The organism is Flavobacterium ichthyis (assembly GCF_009915155.1).
Taxonomy (GTDB): domain Bacteria; phylum Bacteroidota; class Bacteroidia; order Flavobacteriales; family Flavobacteriaceae; genus Flavobacterium; species Flavobacterium ichthyis.
This window is the reverse complement of record NZ_JAABLM010000008.1, coordinates 139,668-156,034: the sequence shown is the minus strand read 5'-3', so window position 1 is coordinate 156,034 and position 16,367 is coordinate 139,668. Positions and strand designations below refer to the sequence as shown.

At 32.1% G+C, this 16,367-nt stretch carries 15 protein-coding genes; 8 read left to right on the top strand and 7 right to left on the bottom strand.

The genetic code is table 11. The annotated features are described in order from the left end of the window. Positions 1–2 precede the first annotated feature (2 nt). On the top strand, positions 3–1,427 hold the full coding sequence (locus GV828_RS08400) for an ATP-dependent DNA helicase (protein ID WP_166537052.1): 1,425 nt from the start codon (positions 3–5) through the stop codon (positions 1,425–1,427). 67 nt (positions 1,428–1,494) lie between these two features. Then, the gene (gene kdsB / locus GV828_RS08395; RefSeq protein ID WP_166537036.1) at positions 1,495–2,220 is read left to right on the top strand and encodes a 3-deoxy-manno-octulosonate cytidylyltransferase; all 726 of its coding nucleotides are present in this window, start codon (positions 1,495–1,497) and stop codon (positions 2,218–2,220) included. Between the two features lie 9 nt (positions 2,221–2,229). Here kdsB and GV828_RS08390 read toward each other — a convergent pair whose 3' ends face one another. Beyond that, on the bottom strand, positions 2,230–3,018 hold the full coding sequence (locus tag GV828_RS08390) for a Fic family protein (RefSeq protein ID WP_166537035.1): 789 nt from the start codon (positions 3,016–3,018) through the stop codon (positions 2,230–2,232). Between the two features lie 35 nt (positions 3,019–3,053). After that, the gene (locus GV828_RS08385) at positions 3,054–3,713 is read right to left on the bottom strand and encodes a spermidine synthase (RefSeq protein WP_166537034.1); all 660 of its coding nucleotides are present in this window, start codon (positions 3,711–3,713) and stop codon (positions 3,054–3,056) included. A gap of 177 nt (positions 3,714–3,890) precedes the next feature. On the opposite strand from GV828_RS08385, the gene GV828_RS08380 reads away from it, so the two are divergent. Then, a complete protein-coding gene (locus tag GV828_RS08380) occupies positions 3,891–4,910 on the top strand; it encodes an NHL repeat-containing protein (RefSeq protein ID WP_166537033.1) in 1,020 nt (339 codons plus the stop codon). 67 nt (positions 4,911–4,977) lie between these two features. Here the strand turns inward: GV828_RS08380 and GV828_RS08375 are convergent, their stop codons facing one another. Continuing rightward, positions 4,978–5,394 carry a helix-turn-helix domain-containing protein gene (locus GV828_RS08375; RefSeq protein WP_166537032.1) on the bottom strand — a complete coding sequence of 139 codons (417 nt, stop codon included), beginning with the start codon at positions 5,392–5,394 and terminating at the stop codon, positions 4,978–4,980. Positions 5,395–5,647: 253 nt separating this feature from the next. On the opposite strand from GV828_RS08375, the gene GV828_RS08370 reads away from it, so the two are divergent. The 5 genes from GV828_RS08370 to GV828_RS08350 all read left to right on the top strand — a co-directional run bounded on the left by GV828_RS08370 (position 5,648) and on the right by GV828_RS08350 (position 10,814). Beyond that, positions 5,648–6,802 (top strand): M14 family metallopeptidase, encoded by a 1,155-nt coding sequence (locus GV828_RS08370; RefSeq protein WP_166537031.1) that lies wholly within the window; start codon positions 5,648–5,650, stop codon positions 6,800–6,802. A 70-nt stretch (positions 6,803–6,872) separates the two neighbouring features. Beyond that, positions 6,873–7,352 (top strand): Lrp/AsnC family transcriptional regulator, encoded by a 480-nt coding sequence (locus tag GV828_RS08365; protein WP_166537030.1) that lies wholly within the window; start codon positions 6,873–6,875, stop codon positions 7,350–7,352. A gap of 80 nt (positions 7,353–7,432) precedes the next feature. After that, on the top strand, positions 7,433–10,018 hold the full coding sequence (locus tag GV828_RS08360) for a phosphoenolpyruvate carboxylase (protein WP_166537029.1): 2,586 nt from the start codon (positions 7,433–7,435) through the stop codon (positions 10,016–10,018). Positions 10,019–10,022: 4 nt separating this feature from the next. Then, the gene (locus GV828_RS08355; RefSeq protein WP_166537028.1) at positions 10,023–10,541 is read left to right on the top strand and encodes a DinB family protein; all 519 of its coding nucleotides are present in this window, start codon (positions 10,023–10,025) and stop codon (positions 10,539–10,541) included. 48 nt (positions 10,542–10,589) lie between these two features. Next, positions 10,590–10,814: a hypothetical protein gene (locus tag GV828_RS08350; RefSeq protein WP_166537027.1), complete on the top strand. Its 225-nt coding sequence runs from the start codon at positions 10,590–10,592 to the stop codon at positions 10,812–10,814. A gap of 134 nt (positions 10,815–10,948) precedes the next feature. Here GV828_RS08350 and GV828_RS08345 read toward each other — a convergent pair whose 3' ends face one another. The 4 genes from GV828_RS08345 to GV828_RS08330 all read right to left on the bottom strand — a co-directional run bounded on the left by GV828_RS08345 (position 10,949) and on the right by GV828_RS08330 (position 16,362). Next, entirely contained in the window at positions 10,949–11,521 is a 573-nt protein-coding gene (locus GV828_RS08345; RefSeq protein ID WP_166537026.1) for a 3'-5' exonuclease, read from the bottom strand. Then, positions 11,521–13,437: a DUF294 nucleotidyltransferase-like domain-containing protein gene (locus GV828_RS08340; RefSeq protein WP_166537025.1), complete on the bottom strand. Its 1,917-nt coding sequence runs from the start codon at positions 13,435–13,437 to the stop codon at positions 11,521–11,523. Before GV828_RS08340 ends, GV828_RS08345 begins: the two co-directional genes overlap by 1 nt. A gap of 67 nt (positions 13,438–13,504) precedes the next feature. Beyond that, complete coding sequence (locus GV828_RS08335) at positions 13,505–14,362, bottom strand: DMT family transporter (RefSeq protein ID WP_166537024.1); 858 nt, start codon at positions 14,360–14,362, stop codon at positions 13,505–13,507. 536 nt (positions 14,363–14,898) lie between these two features. Continuing rightward, on the bottom strand, positions 14,899–16,362 hold the full coding sequence (locus tag GV828_RS08330; protein ID WP_166537023.1) for a glycoside hydrolase family 130 protein: 1,464 nt from the start codon (positions 16,360–16,362) through the stop codon (positions 14,899–14,901). Between the last annotated feature and the right edge of the window lie 5 nt (positions 16,363–16,367).

The following is a 16,367-nucleotide window of genomic DNA, read 5'->3' as shown; positions in this document are numbered from 1 at the left end:
TGATGAACGCAGCTTTTTTTTATAAAACACTTCGGTCAAAATTTCCGTTTCAGCCAACCGTCAAGCAAGATATTTTTTTTCAAAAAGTTTCCGAGTTTTTAACCAATGGGAAGCAGGACGAAATTTTTGTATTAAAAGGTTATGCCGGAACCGGGAAAACCACCGTCATTTCTACTTTAGTTAACAATTTAATCGAAATCAAAAAAAAATATGTGTTGCTTGCACCAACCGGAAGAGCCGCAAAAGTAATCGCTAATTATTCACAAAAACCAGCTCATACAATTCATAAAAAAATTTATTTTCCCAAAAATAAAGCCGGAGGTGTGAGTTTTACTACGCAAACCAACAAGCACAAAAACACCGTTTTTATAGTAGATGAATCCTCGATGATTTCTGATTCGCAAAGCGAAAACGCGATGTACGAAAACGGATCTTTGCTCGACGACCTTATTTATTATGTATATTCCGGACAAAATTGTAAGATGATTTTGTTGGGAGATACCGCACAATTACCTCCCGTAAACCTTGAGATTTCGCCTGCTTTGGATATTAATTTGCTTTCGCGAAATTACGATATGGAAATTTCCCACATTGAATTTGACGAAGTGATGCGGCAGGAGGAAAGCTCAGGAATTCTGTTCAACGCAACCGAATTGCGCGAGCGATTAGACGAAGATTTTTATGAAGATTTCCAATTTAATTTAAAACCTTTCAAAGATATTGTTCGGTTGGTGGATGGTTACGATATTCAAGATGCCATTCATTCGTCTTACAGCAATTATGGTTTAGAAGAAACCGCTTTTATTGTGCGGTCTAACAAACGGGCAAATGCTTACAACCATCAAATCAGAACCCGAATTTTGGACAAAGACAGCGAACTTTCGGCGGGGGATTTTTTGATGGTGGTAAAAAATAATTATTTTTGGCTCAAAGATTCTAAAGAAACTGATTTTATTGCCAATGGTGATATTATTGAAATTTTGGAAATCTATAAAATGCAGGAATTATACAGTTTTAAATTTGCCACCGTAAAAGTAAGAATGGTAGATTATCCCAACCAAATTCCGTTTGAAACTGTTATTATTTTAGATACTTTAACCAGCGAATCGGCTTCATTAACTTACGACGAATCGAACCGTTTGTATCAAGAAGTAATGCTGGATTATCAAGATGAAACTTCTAATTTCAGGAAATTTCAAAAAGTGAAACAAAATCCGTATTTCAATGCTTTGCAAGTAAAATTTTCTTACGCCATGACGTGTCATAAAAGTCAAGGTGGACAATGGAATACCGTATTTGTCGAGCAACCTTTTTTGCCAAATGGCATCGACAGAGATTATGTTCGCTGGCTTTACACTGCGATTACACGTGCCAAAGAAAAATTATATTTGATTGGTTTTAAAGATGAAAATTTTTTGGAGGAATAACTTTTTGAACGCAAATCATTCCAACTTTGTAACTTTACAACTCAAAACTTTGCAACTTAGTAAAAAAATGAAAACCATCGCCGTAATTCCAGCCAGATATGCTTCAACTCGATTTCCAGCCAAATTAATGCAGGATTTGGGAGGTAAAACTGTCATTCTCAGAACTTACGAAGCGGCCATTTCGACCGAATTATTTGACGATGTTTTGGTAGTCACCGATTCGGAAATTATTTTTAATGAAATTATTTCGAATGGTGGAAAAGCGGTCATGAGCAAGAAAAATCACGAATCCGGAAGCGATAGAATTGCAGAAGCAGTTGAAAATATTGAAGTTGATATTGTGGTCAATGTGCAAGGAGACGAACCTTTTATCGATAAAGAGTCGCTGGAAAAATTATTGGAAGTTTTTAAAAATGATGTTGCCCATCAAATTGATTTGGCTTCCTTAATGCGGGAAATAAAGGACAAGGAAGCGATTGAAAATCCTAATAATGTGAAAGTTATTGTGGACCAAAACCAATTGGCGTTGTATTTTTCGCGTTCGGTAATTCCGTTTCCGAGGGAAGAAAATGTTGGCGTTAGGTATTTTCAGCACATCGGAATTTATGCTTTTAGAAAACCGGCTTTGCTTGATTTTTACAGTTTGCCGATGAAGTCTTTGGAAGCTTCGGAAAAATTAGAACAACTTCGGTATTTAGAATATGGCAAAAAAATAAAAATGGTAGAAACCACGCATGTTGGAATTGGGATTGATACTTTGGAAGATTTGGAAAAAGCCAGAAAAATGCTTTAAAAGTCTTCTCTATTTTTGATAAGAAACCGATTTTACCAACATCGTTAAAAACGGAATTGCCTTTGCATAATCCAGCTTTTCATAGAAAAATCCCACATCTTCAAGCGATTTGTAATATTCCGGCAAATAATCATAATAATATTTTTCCGAAGGAATGCCCCAAACAGCAATGTCTAATTTGTGGTCTAAAAACCATTTTTCTAAAAGTCTGGCAGAACGGCCATTTCCATCTTCAAACGGATGAATTTTTACATAAACCAAATGAATGTAAGCGGCATAATAAAAAATTTCTTCCAAGGAAAGTTTTTGCTTGAGCAACACCACAATGTCATCAAATAATTTTCTAAATTCTGTTGGTACGTCTGAGGCTTGGCAAGCTTCGTAACTTATTTTACCGTTTTTAGTTCCCGAAATTACTTTTTGACCAAAACGCAAACGACCTTGTTGCTCGGAAGGCAAAAGATTTTTAGAAATCATGGCGTGTGCTTTGAAAAAATTATCAAACGACAATTTTTCTTGCTGAGCAAATTGATAAGCTTCAAACAGATCGTCGGGACGTTTGGCAATTTCAAGAGATAACTCTTTTTTATAAATTTTATAAGCGTGATATTCTTCTAACTGTACTTTTTCGCCTTCAATTTTAGAAGAAGCCACAACCGCTTCAATATTGAATTTTTTTATGGCTTCGGTGTCATTTGGTTGCGATTTGATTGCTTCAAATTGTACCGCAAAATCTTTAGAAATTGATTTTTTAAACGCCTCAAAATAGGCTGGCGAAATAATCTGTAAGTTGTTCATGATTAAATTTATCTTACATTAAAGATACAAACAAATTATTTTTTTTCTATAATAATTAACTCATTATGCTGTTCTACACGAGGAATTGTTTTTACAAAATAATCCTTCGGAATTTGCTCCACGTATTTTATATTTCTTTGGTTTTGGATTTCATTTAAACACATTGTATTGAATAGAATGTTCCCTTTAGGTTGCAATAAAAAGCAGATTCTTTCTCTAAAAAAATCTTCAAACAAAAAGTTGGGCATGTGAGTGTCACAAAAAACATCGACAATAATAAGGTCGTATTTTGTTTTGGTTTTCAAAGTAAATTCAAAAGCATCTTCAATGACAATTTCTAAATTTGGAATTTTGTTAAGATTAAAATAAAGGTTAGCAATTTCAATAACCTCTTTATCGATTTCTACTCCTGTTATTTTTGCTGAAACCTGAATTTCTTCAACCAAAGTTTTAATTACGCTTCCACCCGCAACTCCAAGAACTAAAATGTGATTCATCTTTTTGATTTTTTCAAATCCAATGTTTTTCAGACCAATTTTTAAAATTCGTTGCAGGCTTCCATAAGAATAGTTAGTATTTCTCGAATCCAAAACCAAATAACCATTCGTCCAGGTTACTTCTAGATTTTTACTGAAAGCAGAATTTTGCTTCATAACATTCATCGGGTAAACGTAACTAACTATTTTCTTAAACATAATACTCGAATTTGTGTAAATATAAAACAATTAACGTTGATTTTAAATAATTAAATTCTTCAGACAACTATTTGTAAAACTTAAAATAAAGTTTAACAAAGCTTTAGCAAGTAGAATAAATCCAAAAATCATTTGGCTTCGTAATTTTAATTATCAACCTTATAAAACCTAATTATTATGAAAAAGAATTTTTTCTTCGCAGCAATCGCTGCTAGCTCAATGGTATTCGTCTCGTGTAGTGATGACGATAATTCTAACGGTAACAATCCAAGTAATCCAGAGAGAGAATTATTTGCCTCGAGCAACACAACTGGTATGATTTCTTACACCGATTTAACAATGACGACTCCAATGGCAAGAATGTTCGGGATTGGAAGTACAGACGTTGACGGAATTTATTTTGATGACGATCGAAATGAAATTATTGTAGCTTCTAGAACTAATAATCGCTTAGAAGTTTACGGAAACTTTCGGGAAGCATTGATATCAACCGCTGCAACCTTAGAGATGACCGCAAGTAGTGCAACTGGTGATTTTACAAATGCTAGAGAAATAGCAGTAGATGACAATAGAGTGGTTGTGGTACAAGATCAAAATGATGCAAATGGGCTACAAAACAAATTAATTGTTTATCAAAGAACTTCAACTGGGTTTACCCGCGAAAAAACTTTTAACATCGGTTTTAAATTGTGGGGAATTGATATTGAAGATGGAAATCTTTACGCCGTTGAAGATTTAAGTAACAGAATGGCAGTTTTCAATAATATTTTTTCTAAACCAGAAGGAACGCTTACACCTGATAAAATTGTTGGGATTGAAGGTTTAGTGAGAACACATGGAATAAATTTTTCTGATGATGATAACACATTGATTCTAACAGATGTGGGTGATGCGGCTTCAAGTACTGATGGAGGTATTGTAGTCATAGAAAATTTCAGTACTGTTTGGAATAATACAGTAAATGGTGGCACAATTTCACTCGCCAATCAGAAAAGAATCTACGGTCCTAATTCATTATTAGGAAATCCAGTAGATGTAGCATTTGATGATGACACTAATATGATATACGTGGCAGAAAGAGCCAATGGAGGCGGAAGAATTTTAAGTTTTGCTTACCCAACCGCTGCCCAATCTGATGCAACGCCAATGATGAATAGAACAGAAGCTGGTGCAACAGCAGTTTATCTACGTGACTAAAAATTTTGTGTTTGTTTTATTGGTTTGGAGAGCCTCGATTTCATTGTGAAATCGGGGCTTTTCTTTTTTATTGGGGTTGGTATTCTTTAAATGTACCGTTGTTATAAAATATTACAATTTTTTCTATATCAAGATTCTTTTTTGCTTCAGGAATCATATCTTGATTTTTGATTTCTACCTCATTAGCTATTATATCTGTCAAAGTTGGTTGATGTTCCACGAGCTTTTCTCCTGCGATTTCATCATCAATTTTTGGTTCCTTCGGAAAATTTCCTTTTCCATTTAAAATCCAATATAAATCTATCTCTGGAAATACTTCTAACAACTTTAAGATAAAATCTAAACTTGGATTGTTCCTGCCAGAGAGAAGGTGAGAAACACTAGACCTTTGTACGCCAATCTTATCCGCAAATGCAGAAGCTGAAAGACTATAATATTGTAAAATTTTCTCCAAACGCTTCACAAAATCATCAGAATTGACCATAATAGCTGTTTAAAATAATAACTTTACAAATGTAAACAAAAATAATATCAATTTTTTATTTTTAAAAATAGCTGCAAAAATTATTCAACTAATGAATTAAGTAAATTAATACAAAATACTGATTATAAATATTTTAAATTACTTTAATACAAAGAATTATTTTTGGAAATATACTATTTACAAATGTAACAATGTAACTGTTTACAATTGTAAATCAAGGTTTGTTTACTTTTGTAAACTAATTTTTGAATGAATGGATTTAGAAGAATATTTTGTACGATATAAGGAGCAAAAAATAGTTGGAAGGTATGTTTCACTGCAACATCTTCAACCGTTTTTAGAACAATTTAGCCGTTATAAGAATGTTTCAATTCAAGGGATTTCTGTTGAAAAAAAGCCTATTTTTTTGTACCAAAAAGGAAAGGGAAGAATAAAGATTTTAATTTGGTCACAAATGCATGGAAACGAAAGTACCACAACGAAAGCAGTTATTGACTTAATCAATTTTCTTGAAAGCGGCGAGCCCGAGGCGATTAGGTTTTTAAAAAGATTCTCATTTTATATTTTTCCAATGCTTAACCCCGATGGAGCTGAAAAATATACCCGTGTCAACGCGAATCAAATAGATTTAAACCGCGATTTTCAAAATCTTACGCAACCGGAAAGCCAATTATTAAGAAGTTATTTTGATCAGATTAACCCAGATTTTTGTTTCAATCTTCACGATCAAAGAACAATTTTCGGGGTAGAAGATTCAGGTAAACCTGCAACTGTGTCCTTTTTAGCTCCTTCTTTTAATGAGAACCGAGATGTAAATGAAGTGCGAAAAAAAGCCATGTCCGTAATTATTGCGATGAATCACACATTACAAAAATATATTCCGGGACAAGTAGGGCGATTTGACGATAGCTTTAATATAAATTGTGTGGGTGATACCTTTCAGCATCTTAAAACGCCTACAATTTTATTTGAAGCAGGTCATTTTCCTAATGATTATGAACGAGAAACTACTCGCAAATACATTTTTTTTTCATTAATTTCAGGATTACGATTTATTTACGAAAACGATATAGTTGATAATAAAATTGATAATTATTTCAAGATTCCTCAAAATAAAGCTAATTTTTATGATTTGATTTATAAAAAAATCAAAATTTATTATGATGGTAAACAAATAATATCGAATTTTGCACTTCAATTTGAAGAACAACTTCATTACGACAAGATTGAGTTTGTTTCCAAGATTATTGATATTGGAGAATTAGCTGGAAAGTTTGGTCATTTTGAATTTAATGCAGAAGGAGAGGACGTTTTTTTTGAAGGTGAAAATTCGATTGAAATTGGAAAAATAGGCAATTTCAATATTGGTAAAAAAGTTAAAATTGTTAATGGATTGCCAAAATATTAACACTTTTCTTTTAAAATTGAAAATAATTTAATTTTTTTGTAATCAAATTTTAGAAAAATACACACAAATTATGAACAAGTTTCGTTTAGATGAAGTTGATCATCAAATCTTAGATATGTTGATTGACAATACAAGAGTTCCTTTTACAGATATTGCTAAAAAATTATTGATTTCTGCTGGAACTGTGCACGTTAGAGTAAAAAAAATGGAAGAAGCCGGAATTATTTTAGGCTCGTCGTTGACTTTAAATTATGAAAAGTTAGGCTATTCTTTCATTGCATATGTAGGTGTTTTTCTTCACAATACCTCGCAAACCAAATTTGTTTTGGAGCGCATCAACGAAATTCCTTTTGTGACAGTAGCTCACGTAACTACCGGCAAATTCAATATTTTTTGCAAAATTCGAGCAATGGATACAAAACATGCAAAAGATGTAATTTTCATGATAGATGATATTGAAGGTGTTTACAGAACGGAAACTATGATTTCCCTTGATGAAAGCATTAATGACAAAAAACGTTTGATGCACACTATTTTTAAAGATATGTAATTTTTTTTTACAAATATTTTATGAAACCCTTATGCTAAAACATAAGGGTTTTTTTATTAATTTAATTAAAAATTTTTACGATGTACCAAAACCCAAAACTCAAACGTTTCGAAGAACACGTTGCGGCAAAATATCAGATTTATAATAGTATATTAATTAAGTTACCTTTTGACAATATTGGTACAACAGGAATATTACTTCCTTTATTTACCGAGGTCTGCGAAATGGGTTTTGCCAAAGAATGGACACCTAAACAAATTTTTGACTATTTCTCCGAAAAATATTTAGATCAAGCATCAGAAAAGGAAAAAATAGATTTAATGTTCAGGTTCATTCAATATGTAGAACGACAAATTGTATTATTTGATGCGATTGAAGATGCGGCGTTTAATGAAATTCATGACATTAATGGACAAAATTCTGTGATGGCAACCAAAGAAAGAGCAGAAAACATGGGAAGATTAAAAGAATTACAAAATTTTTTCGAAAATTTCCGTGCCAGAACCGTTTTGACAGCACATCCAACGCAGTTTTATCCAGGTTCAGTTTTAGGAATCATTACGGATTTAGAAAGCGCAATTCGAGATAATAACTTGAAAAGAATTCAGGAATTACTGGCACAATTAGGGAAAACGCCTTTTATTAAAAAAGAGAAGCCCACACCATTTGACGAAGCCGTTAGCCTAACATGGTATTTAGAAAATGTATTTTATGAAACTGCTGGAAATATTATGCAATTTTTTCAAAGCGATTTATACAAAGGTGAAATGCCCAAAAATAAAATAATTGAGTTCGGTTTTTGGCCAGGTGGTGATCGCGATGGAAATCCTTTTGTAACTACCGAAATCACTAGAAAGGTAGCAGGGAGACTTCGCACATCAATATTAAAATGTTATTATCGTGACATTCGGAACTTGAAACGTAAACTAACTTTTACCGAAGTTGACGAGATTTGGGCAGGTTTAGAAGATAAAATTTATCGTTCAGTTTATTATTCAAAAGGTGAGATTTTCATTACACTTAGTGAAATGAAGAAAATTTTAAATACTGTTCGCGATACAATAGTAAAAAAACATCAGTCTCTTTATGTAGAACAAGTTGACAATTTGATCAATAAAATTAATCTTTTTGGATTTTATTTTGCCACATTAGACATTCGTCAAAATAGTCAAATTCACAAAGAAGTTTACGAAAATTTAGTTTCGGTTTCTATCCAAAATAAATTAGATATTTTTCCAGAAAATTATATGCAACTTTCTGAAAGCGAAAGAATTGCGGTTTTGCAAAAAAATACCGAAACTATAGATTTGAATTTGATTGAAGATGAAATCACGCTAAACACTTTAGAATCAGCAATTTTGGTTAAAGAAATTCAGGAAAATAATGGTGAAGAAGCTTGTAACCGTTATATCATCAGTAACAATGAATCTGCTTTAAATGTAATCGAGACCCTGGCACTATTTCAATTAACCGGATGGGAAAATCCTTCGGTTGACATTATCCCACTTTTTGAAACGGTTGAAGATTTGAAAAATGCAGAAAGTATAATGAAAACGCTTTATTCTAATAAAAAATATGCCGAACATTTACAGCGAAGAGGAGGAAAACAGACCATCATGTTAGGGTTTTCTGATGGTACAAAAGATGGTGGATATTTAATGGCAAACTGGAGTATTTATAAAGCGAAAGAAATGTTAACTTCCATTTCCAGAGAATATGATGTAGCTGTTGTATTTTTTGATGGTAGAGGAGGACCTCCAGCCAGAGGTGGCGGAAAAACGCACAAATTTTACGCTTCTTTAGGGCCCGAAATTGAAAATAAAGAAATTCAGATTACCATTCAAGGTCAGACGATTAGTTCTAACTTTGGCACTTTCCATTCAAGCAAATTTAATATTGAAAATATTTTAAGTGCTGGAGCCGCAAATGAAATATTTTTTAAAGAAGACAATAAGCTATCTAAAAAAGAAAAGTCAGTTTTAACAGAATTATCAGAGTTGAGCTATCAGTCATATTCAGATTTTAAAAATCACCCAAAATTCATTCCATATTTAGAAAGAAGAAGTGCTTTAAAATATTATTCGATGGCAAACATTGGAAGCCGTCCTGCTAAAAGATCAAAATCTAAAAAATTAGATTTTAAAGATTTGCGAGCCATTCCATTCGTTGGAGCTTGGAGCCAACTCAAGCAAAATGTTCCCGGATTTTATGGTTTGGGAACGGCTTTGAAAAATTTTGAACGTAATAACCGTTGGAACGAAATAGAAAACCTTTATGAAAACTCCTTGTTTTTCAGGACTTTAATTGAAAACAGTATGATGTCATTGGCAAAATCATTTTTTCCTTTAACGTCATATATGAAAGACGATGAAGAATTTAGTGATTTTTGGGAAATGATTTGTGCCGAATTTGAGGAATCAAAAAGATTAGTGCTCAAACTCGCAGGATTTCAGTCTTTAATGGAAAATTATCCTGATGGTAGAGCTTCGATAAAAATGCGAGAGCAAATTGTGTTACCTTTGCTTACCATTCAGCAATATGCACTTTCTAAAATCAACGAATTGGAGCACGAGCCAAATGTTGATGAAAATTTGGTAAAAATTTACGAAAAAATTGTCATGAGATCGCTGTTTGGAAATATTAACGCTAGTAGAAATTCTGCCTAAAAAAATGAACGCTAATCAATTACCCGTGACGGAATTTGCTCCGTTTTATCAAAATTATGTAAACTTGGTTCCTAACGGAATTTTGGTTGAAGAACTGGAAATTACTGTACATGAGTTTATAAAATTTGTACAAAATATTCCCATGGACAAATATGATTATCGTTATGCGGAAGGAAAATGGACTATCAAAGATATTGTTCAACATCTAATTGATTCTGAAAGAATTTTTGCATATCGCGCTTTGCGTATTGCCAGAAATGACCAAACAGCTCTTCCAGGTTTTGACGAAAACAAATTTGCCGATGTTGCTGGTGGAAATCATCGTCATATAAGGGATTTATTGACGGAACTGGCTATTGTTAGACAAAGCAGTATTGCGTTATTTAAAACTTTTGACGAAGAAACTTTTAAAAAAACCGGTACAGCTTCAGGGTTTTCTATTTCGGTTCGTGCTTTGGGATTTATTATTATCGGGCATCAACGCCATCACCAAAAAATATTTGAAGAACGTTATCTTGATTAATATTTTTCAAAATAATGCGTGTCAGCAAAGTAGTCAATGAAATAGACTATGACGAAAAGGGTTAGTGTAAAAATAAATAAAACAAGCCCTTTTTCCTCATCATATTTTTTTTTAGAAAAGAGGCAGGATAAAAAAATTACTGCCACTATTGGAATACAAAATATGAATGGCCGTGTGATGGACTTCATCTTTAATATAATTCCTATTACTGCCAAACCCCAAAGCAATAAAATTAATTTTAAAGCGATGAGTGTGGTAAAATCAAACCAATAATGGCAAGTGCTCATTTTAACTCGTTTGCTACACAAAAGGCTATCTATTTGAGATGGATAAGTTAAAATTAATATTTTATTACGGAATATTTATAATAATTAACATTAATGTTCAACAATTTTATTAAGCATTTGTTAAATCTTGAGCCTTTGTTTTAATCTCAAAAAGATTAATGCTATTGTATAAGCATCATTTGAAGCGGATTGATGCTCAGTTTTTACAATTTTAAAATAGTTACTTAAATCGTCGAGAGAAATATTCCGATCGTCAGAAAGTTCTTTCCATTTTCTAAACATGACTTCAATATCAATTGCTTCGTTTTTCAGTCGGCCGCAACCCATTTTATCAAGTGCTTTGTTTAGAAGTTCAATTTCAAAATGGATTCGATGACCTACTAATGTTGCATTTTTTATATATTCTAAAAATTGAACAATGGATTCAGTTTGAGAGATTCGCTCATTACTTTCTAAACTTTGAAGAGTCGAAATATTTTCTTGATAAATATTAACGTCAAAACTATCTGCTACAATGATTTTATCTTCTTGTACGCCAACAGCTCCAATTGACAAAATTTTATCTTCATCTGAATTTAGGCCGCTTGTTTCAGTGGCAAATATTACGTATCGAGCAGACTTATTTTCAAAATTTTGTAAATATTTCCTCCAGAATTCCGGATAATCTTTATTGAGTTTTAACCAATCTAACATTATGAGAAATAAGTAAGTTTAAATCTATTTTTAATTAATTCTTGAATTTCACGAAGTGGCTGAAACGCATTTTTTAACTTGATTTTATCTGTTTTTGAGAGTTGTTCAAGATTAATAAATTGACCAGAGTTTTCATTTGTTATTCCTTCTATGGTTTTAAATTCAGCAAAGATTAAAAATGATTCTGCAGCATTTAAATACAATTCGGCATTTTTAGGATCTAAAGTAGCAAGTTCTTTAAAACGATGGAACGTATTGTTAATTGACTTAGCATTTTGATGTAAAATAAGTATTCTTGCTGCATCAATTAATGGAGTCAAAGCTCTGTTTTTAAGGTCAAATAAATTTTTATGTTCGCCATCTTCTTCAATATTAAATTGGCGAAAAAAATTAAATGGTGGTGGCTTTTTCAGTACATCATTTCCTAAGTAATCAAAGAAAAGTTTATTGCCTTTAGCGTTTTTAAATATATTGTCTGACAAATTATCCTCAATTGATGAATCGCCAAATACCATTTCGTAATCAAAGAATATCGGATTAATATTATCAGTATTTTCTCCGGGAGTATTCATCCAATTATTAAATTGACTAACCCAATCAGTTAGTGGTTTACACCAAATAGTATTGCTTGCAACGGCACCGTCAGGACTTAATTGATAACCTATTTTCTCAAGTATTATAGTGGTTCGTTTTGCTAATCTTAGAAAAAAATCTCTTGTTTCACGATATTTTTCTGCCGGAACGTCTTCAAAAATTAGAAAGCTATCTTGGTCCGTTAACAAAAGTTGTTCGTTTCTTCCTTGACTTCCTATGGCAAACCAACCAAATTTTACAGGAGGTGAACCCATTTCTAAAATTGAAAGTTCTATTGCTCGCCTTGTAATAGCAGTATTAATTTCGCCTGCAATATTCATAATGTGAGAAACTGGGATGTCCTTAGTAATGGAAGTTTGGATTAATTCGGCTAGTTTTTCTCGGCTTCTTTTTAAATCTTTTGCATTTTGAGAACGTTTTACCTCTTTTATCAACACTCCAGGGTTATTGGCTTGAGCCATTACCATATCATTTTCTGATACAATTCCCCGAATTGGTGATCTATCAGTGCCATCCTCTGTAACGCATAAATAATCTACATTGTATTTTAGCATATATAATTGTGCTTCGGCGAGAGATAAATTTTCCTGAACGGTTATTACGGGTGAGGTCATCACTTTAGAAGCAGGAGTGGAGATAGGGTAGTTTCCTGTTGCTATTTTCGAGCGTAAATCTTTATCAGTAACGATTCCTATTGGCATTTCGTTTTGAACAATGATAACGCTACCGCTTAACTGATCTGTCATCATGCGAGCAATTTCGTGTGTTGAAGTTTCAGGGAATGCTAAAAGAGGTGTTTTAGAATATTGTACGGACTGAAAATACTGAATGTCTGTTTGAGGTTCTTTTAGAATAATATTTTCTGAAACTAATGTTCCGGGATGTTCCCGATCTCTTGGATTTCGAGTGTTTGATGCAAAACTTTCGAGGAAAAAGTTAAGCATTTTTTGATTATTGATAACATATGAATGAAAGATTTCAAGAGGTATTGCATATACAGTAGTTTCTTGTCTCGCTTTGGCTGACATTAAATAATTGTTCTTGGCGTAAAATGGTCTTATGCCAATAGAATCGCCTTCATCACATTTATCAATCAAGGTATCTTCGGCATCTGATGTAATTGATAACCCAATTGCCCCGGATTCAACCACGTAAAAATCAGCGTGGCAAGGTTCGTTGATTTGGAATAAAATTTTATTTTTTTCTAAATATAAAACTTTTACGTGGGTTGCTAATTGTAACAACTCTGAATAAGTAAGGTAGTTAAATGGGGAATAATTACTGAGAAAATCAGCTATTTTGGTTGCAATATGATTTTTCATATAGGTCATATATATCTAGTAAATTTAGCAGAAATTACTATTTTTTGCAACCACATATTAAAAAAAATTAATGAAGTTTTGAGAGGGTTATCAACACTATTGCAAGAATTGCTAATGCGATTCCTATGTAATTTTTAGGAGTGATTTTCTCTTTAAAGTAGAATATTCCGATTAAGGTTCCGGCTATAATAACACCTAAATTCATTGAGGCAAAAACAGTAGTAGGACTTTCTGAAAGCGCGTCATGTGCTTTTAAGTAAAATAAAATGTTACCGAAGTTTAGTAACCCTAGAAATAATCCGAATGCTACATTAAGGAAAGAGAAAGGTTTTTTATAAAAAAAGATAGAATACAATGAAAAGATACTAGAAATTAATAATGATAAACAAAAAACTATAAATAAGGAAGTAGTGTAGGGAATATGTGTTTGGGAGGTTAGTGATTTAAATAGTACGTCCGCAATACCAAAACCAACCATTACCATCGCGGGATAGAGCCAATTATTTCCTGCATTTTCGAGATTTTCTTTGCGGGTTAGGATGAAGTAAATTGCCACAAAAGCGAGTAATAATCCCAAAATTTTTAAGGTAGAAAATTGCTCATTGAATATAAATACTGATGCTAATACTGGAATGAAAAGTGACAATCTTTGCACAATATCAGTTTTTACAATCCCCATGTGTTTTACACTCATTGCTAATAAAAAAAATACTGAAGGCAAGAAAATACCAAGAGGAATGTATAAATTCCAGGGTAGGGGTTCTTCTAATGGTATTTCGGGTTGGTATGAAAAGTAACACAGGAATATTGCCGAAATATAATTGAGGGTAATAATTTGCACAAAATCAATTTCGAACCGCCTCGCAATTTTAATCAATACACCAACAGAAACACTGCATATTACGCTTAAAATTATATAAATCATTTCAGTACTTTTATATAACAAAGGTATAGATTGGTTTATAAATATAAAAGCTTAAATAAAAAATCTTAAAGTAATGATAATTATAAAAAATCTTGAAAAAAACTTAGTAATTTTACCACAATTCATCATTTTTATTTTAACAAAATTATAATGATAGCAATGTTTACTTTAAATTTTATACTAATTTAAAGTAAATTAGATTTTCCAATACTTAATTAAGAAAAGCATTGTTTGGTAATTTCCAGACAATGCTTTTTGATTGATAAACCATTATGAAATAAAATCTTACATTTTTGTTTTAAAAAAAAATTAAAACAAAGTAGTCGATTAAAAAGTTCTATCACTAAATTTAAAAAAATCTGCCGTGAAATTTTACAAAGAACTTTTACAAAGAGACGAAACAGAATTATAATGAAGCCTTATAAAAATGAATTGACAAAACACAATCAATAAAGTTTTATTTTACATAATGTAAATTATAGTTCAAATATTTAGGACTTAATTTTGAGTCAAATTCATTAATTGTTATCTAAATGTCAACCTCCAGACAACAATTTTTCTAAGAGCATTTTTATTTTTACGGTTGCAAAGCCTGAACTATAATCTGATAATCCATAAGGTATTATCAACTCGTCATTGTGAATAATCGAACCACATGAATAAACTACATTTGGTACGTATCCTTCACGTTCGTCAGGATTTGGCATAATTAATGGTTCTTTTAAACGACCAATTTCTTTTTCCGGATTGTCTAAGTCTAATAATGATGCTCCAATGCAGTAGCGTCTCATAGGTCCGACAGCATGAGTCATGACAAGCCAACCATGTTCCGTTTCAATTGGTGAGCCACAATTTCCAATTTGTACAAATTCCCACGGATATTCTGGTTGTTGAATTTTAATTGGATGTTCCCAAATATTGATATTATCAGAATACATTAAGTAGTTATTCCATCCGTCAATTCTAGATAGCATGGCATATTTTCCATTAATTTTTCGAGGAAATAAAGCTAAATTTTTATTTTTTGCACCAGCACCATTTAAGGGGCTCGTTTTAAAATCATAAAAGTCAGTCGTTTGTAATAATTTAGGCATAATATGGCTTCCATCATAAGCTGTATAAGTACAATAATACACTACACTGCCATTATCTTTTGTAAATTTTACAAATCTTGCATCTTCAATTCCGTTACTTTCAAAATCCGAAATAGGAAAAATGACGCGGTCACTTATATCAGTGTCTTTTGAAAAACTAATCTTTCTATAACTGTCTGATAATGCTAATATTAAATTGTACTGCGAAATTATTTTATGGTCATTTGTATTTGATTTGGCTTTTAAAATAAGCTCTTTGAGATGGTTATAATCAAAACGATCGCCGAGTTGTTCATCAACTTCTTTTAAAAAATTTTTATCAATGTCAGCTTCTTGTCCTTTTTTCAAAAATAGATTCTTATTATAAACCATATTGTGAACTTTTTCTGCTTCATCAATATAATTTCCAGCAGGAACCACATTAATATTATTATGCTTATCAATCATCGCCCGGCGAAAAACAACCGATGAAACATGCCCTTCACCTACAGCCCTAAAACTAATTAACACCCTAAGTTGCCCTTCTTCTAAGTTAGATTGATCCGGATCTGGAACAACAGAAGGATTAAAAAAAGCCGCAGACTCAATCGAATATTCGTGTGTAAAATAAGACCCAATAAGATATTTTGTAAACTCATCTAACTTATCAAAATCATAACCTGCCTTGTCAATACAGTCTTTAACTTTCTCACAATGTTTCAATAATTTTTTAGTAATATTTCGATGGCGTTTTGAAAAATCTTGCAGCAGTGGCGAAATTGTAGCAAAAATTTCTTCAGAAGTTAACTCCATTATTTTTTTAATAAGGGAAATAGCACGTTCTTCACCATTAAAAAAATAACGGGCAATTACACGTGCCGAATCTGGAGTTACTTTATTAGGTTTTCTTTCCACGGACAATCTCATAGGCC

Coding starts and splice junctions, on each gene's coding strand:
- GV828_RS08400 (WP_166537052.1), top strand. CDS start 3: ATGAACGCAGCTTTTTTTTATAAAACACTTCGGTCAAAATTTCCGTTT.
- kdsB (WP_166537036.1), top strand. CDS start 1,495: ATGAAAACCATCGCCGTAATTCCAGCCAGATATGCTTCAACTCGATTT.
- GV828_RS08390 (WP_166537035.1), bottom strand. CDS start 3,018: ATGAACAACTTACAGATTATTTCGCCAGCCTATTTTGAGGCGTTTAAA.
- GV828_RS08385 (WP_166537034.1), bottom strand. CDS start 3,713: ATGTTTAAGAAAATAGTTAGTTACGTTTACCCGATGAATGTTATGAAG.
- GV828_RS08380 (WP_166537033.1), top strand. CDS start 3,891: ATGAAAAAGAATTTTTTCTTCGCAGCAATCGCTGCTAGCTCAATGGTA.
- GV828_RS08375 (WP_166537032.1), bottom strand. CDS start 5,394: ATGGTCAATTCTGATGATTTTGTGAAGCGTTTGGAGAAAATTTTACAA.
- GV828_RS08370 (WP_166537031.1), top strand. CDS start 5,648: ATGGATTTAGAAGAATATTTTGTACGATATAAGGAGCAAAAAATAGTT.
- GV828_RS08365 (WP_166537030.1), top strand. CDS start 6,873: ATGAACAAGTTTCGTTTAGATGAAGTTGATCATCAAATCTTAGATATG.
- GV828_RS08360 (WP_166537029.1), top strand. CDS start 7,433: ATGTACCAAAACCCAAAACTCAAACGTTTCGAAGAACACGTTGCGGCA.
- GV828_RS08355 (WP_166537028.1), top strand. CDS start 10,023: ATGAACGCTAATCAATTACCCGTGACGGAATTTGCTCCGTTTTATCAA.
- GV828_RS08350 (WP_166537027.1), top strand. CDS start 10,590: ATGACGAAAAGGGTTAGTGTAAAAATAAATAAAACAAGCCCTTTTTCC.
- GV828_RS08345 (WP_166537026.1), bottom strand. CDS start 11,521: ATGTTAGATTGGTTAAAACTCAATAAAGATTATCCGGAATTCTGGAGG.
- GV828_RS08340 (WP_166537025.1), bottom strand. CDS start 13,437: ATGAAAAATCATATTGCAACCAAAATAGCTGATTTTCTCAGTAATTAT.
- GV828_RS08335 (WP_166537024.1), bottom strand. CDS start 14,362: ATGATTTATATAATTTTAAGCGTAATATGCAGTGTTTCTGTTGGTGTA.
- GV828_RS08330 (WP_166537023.1), bottom strand. CDS start 16,362: ATGAGATTGTCCGTGGAAAGAAAACCTAATAAAGTAACTCCAGATTCG.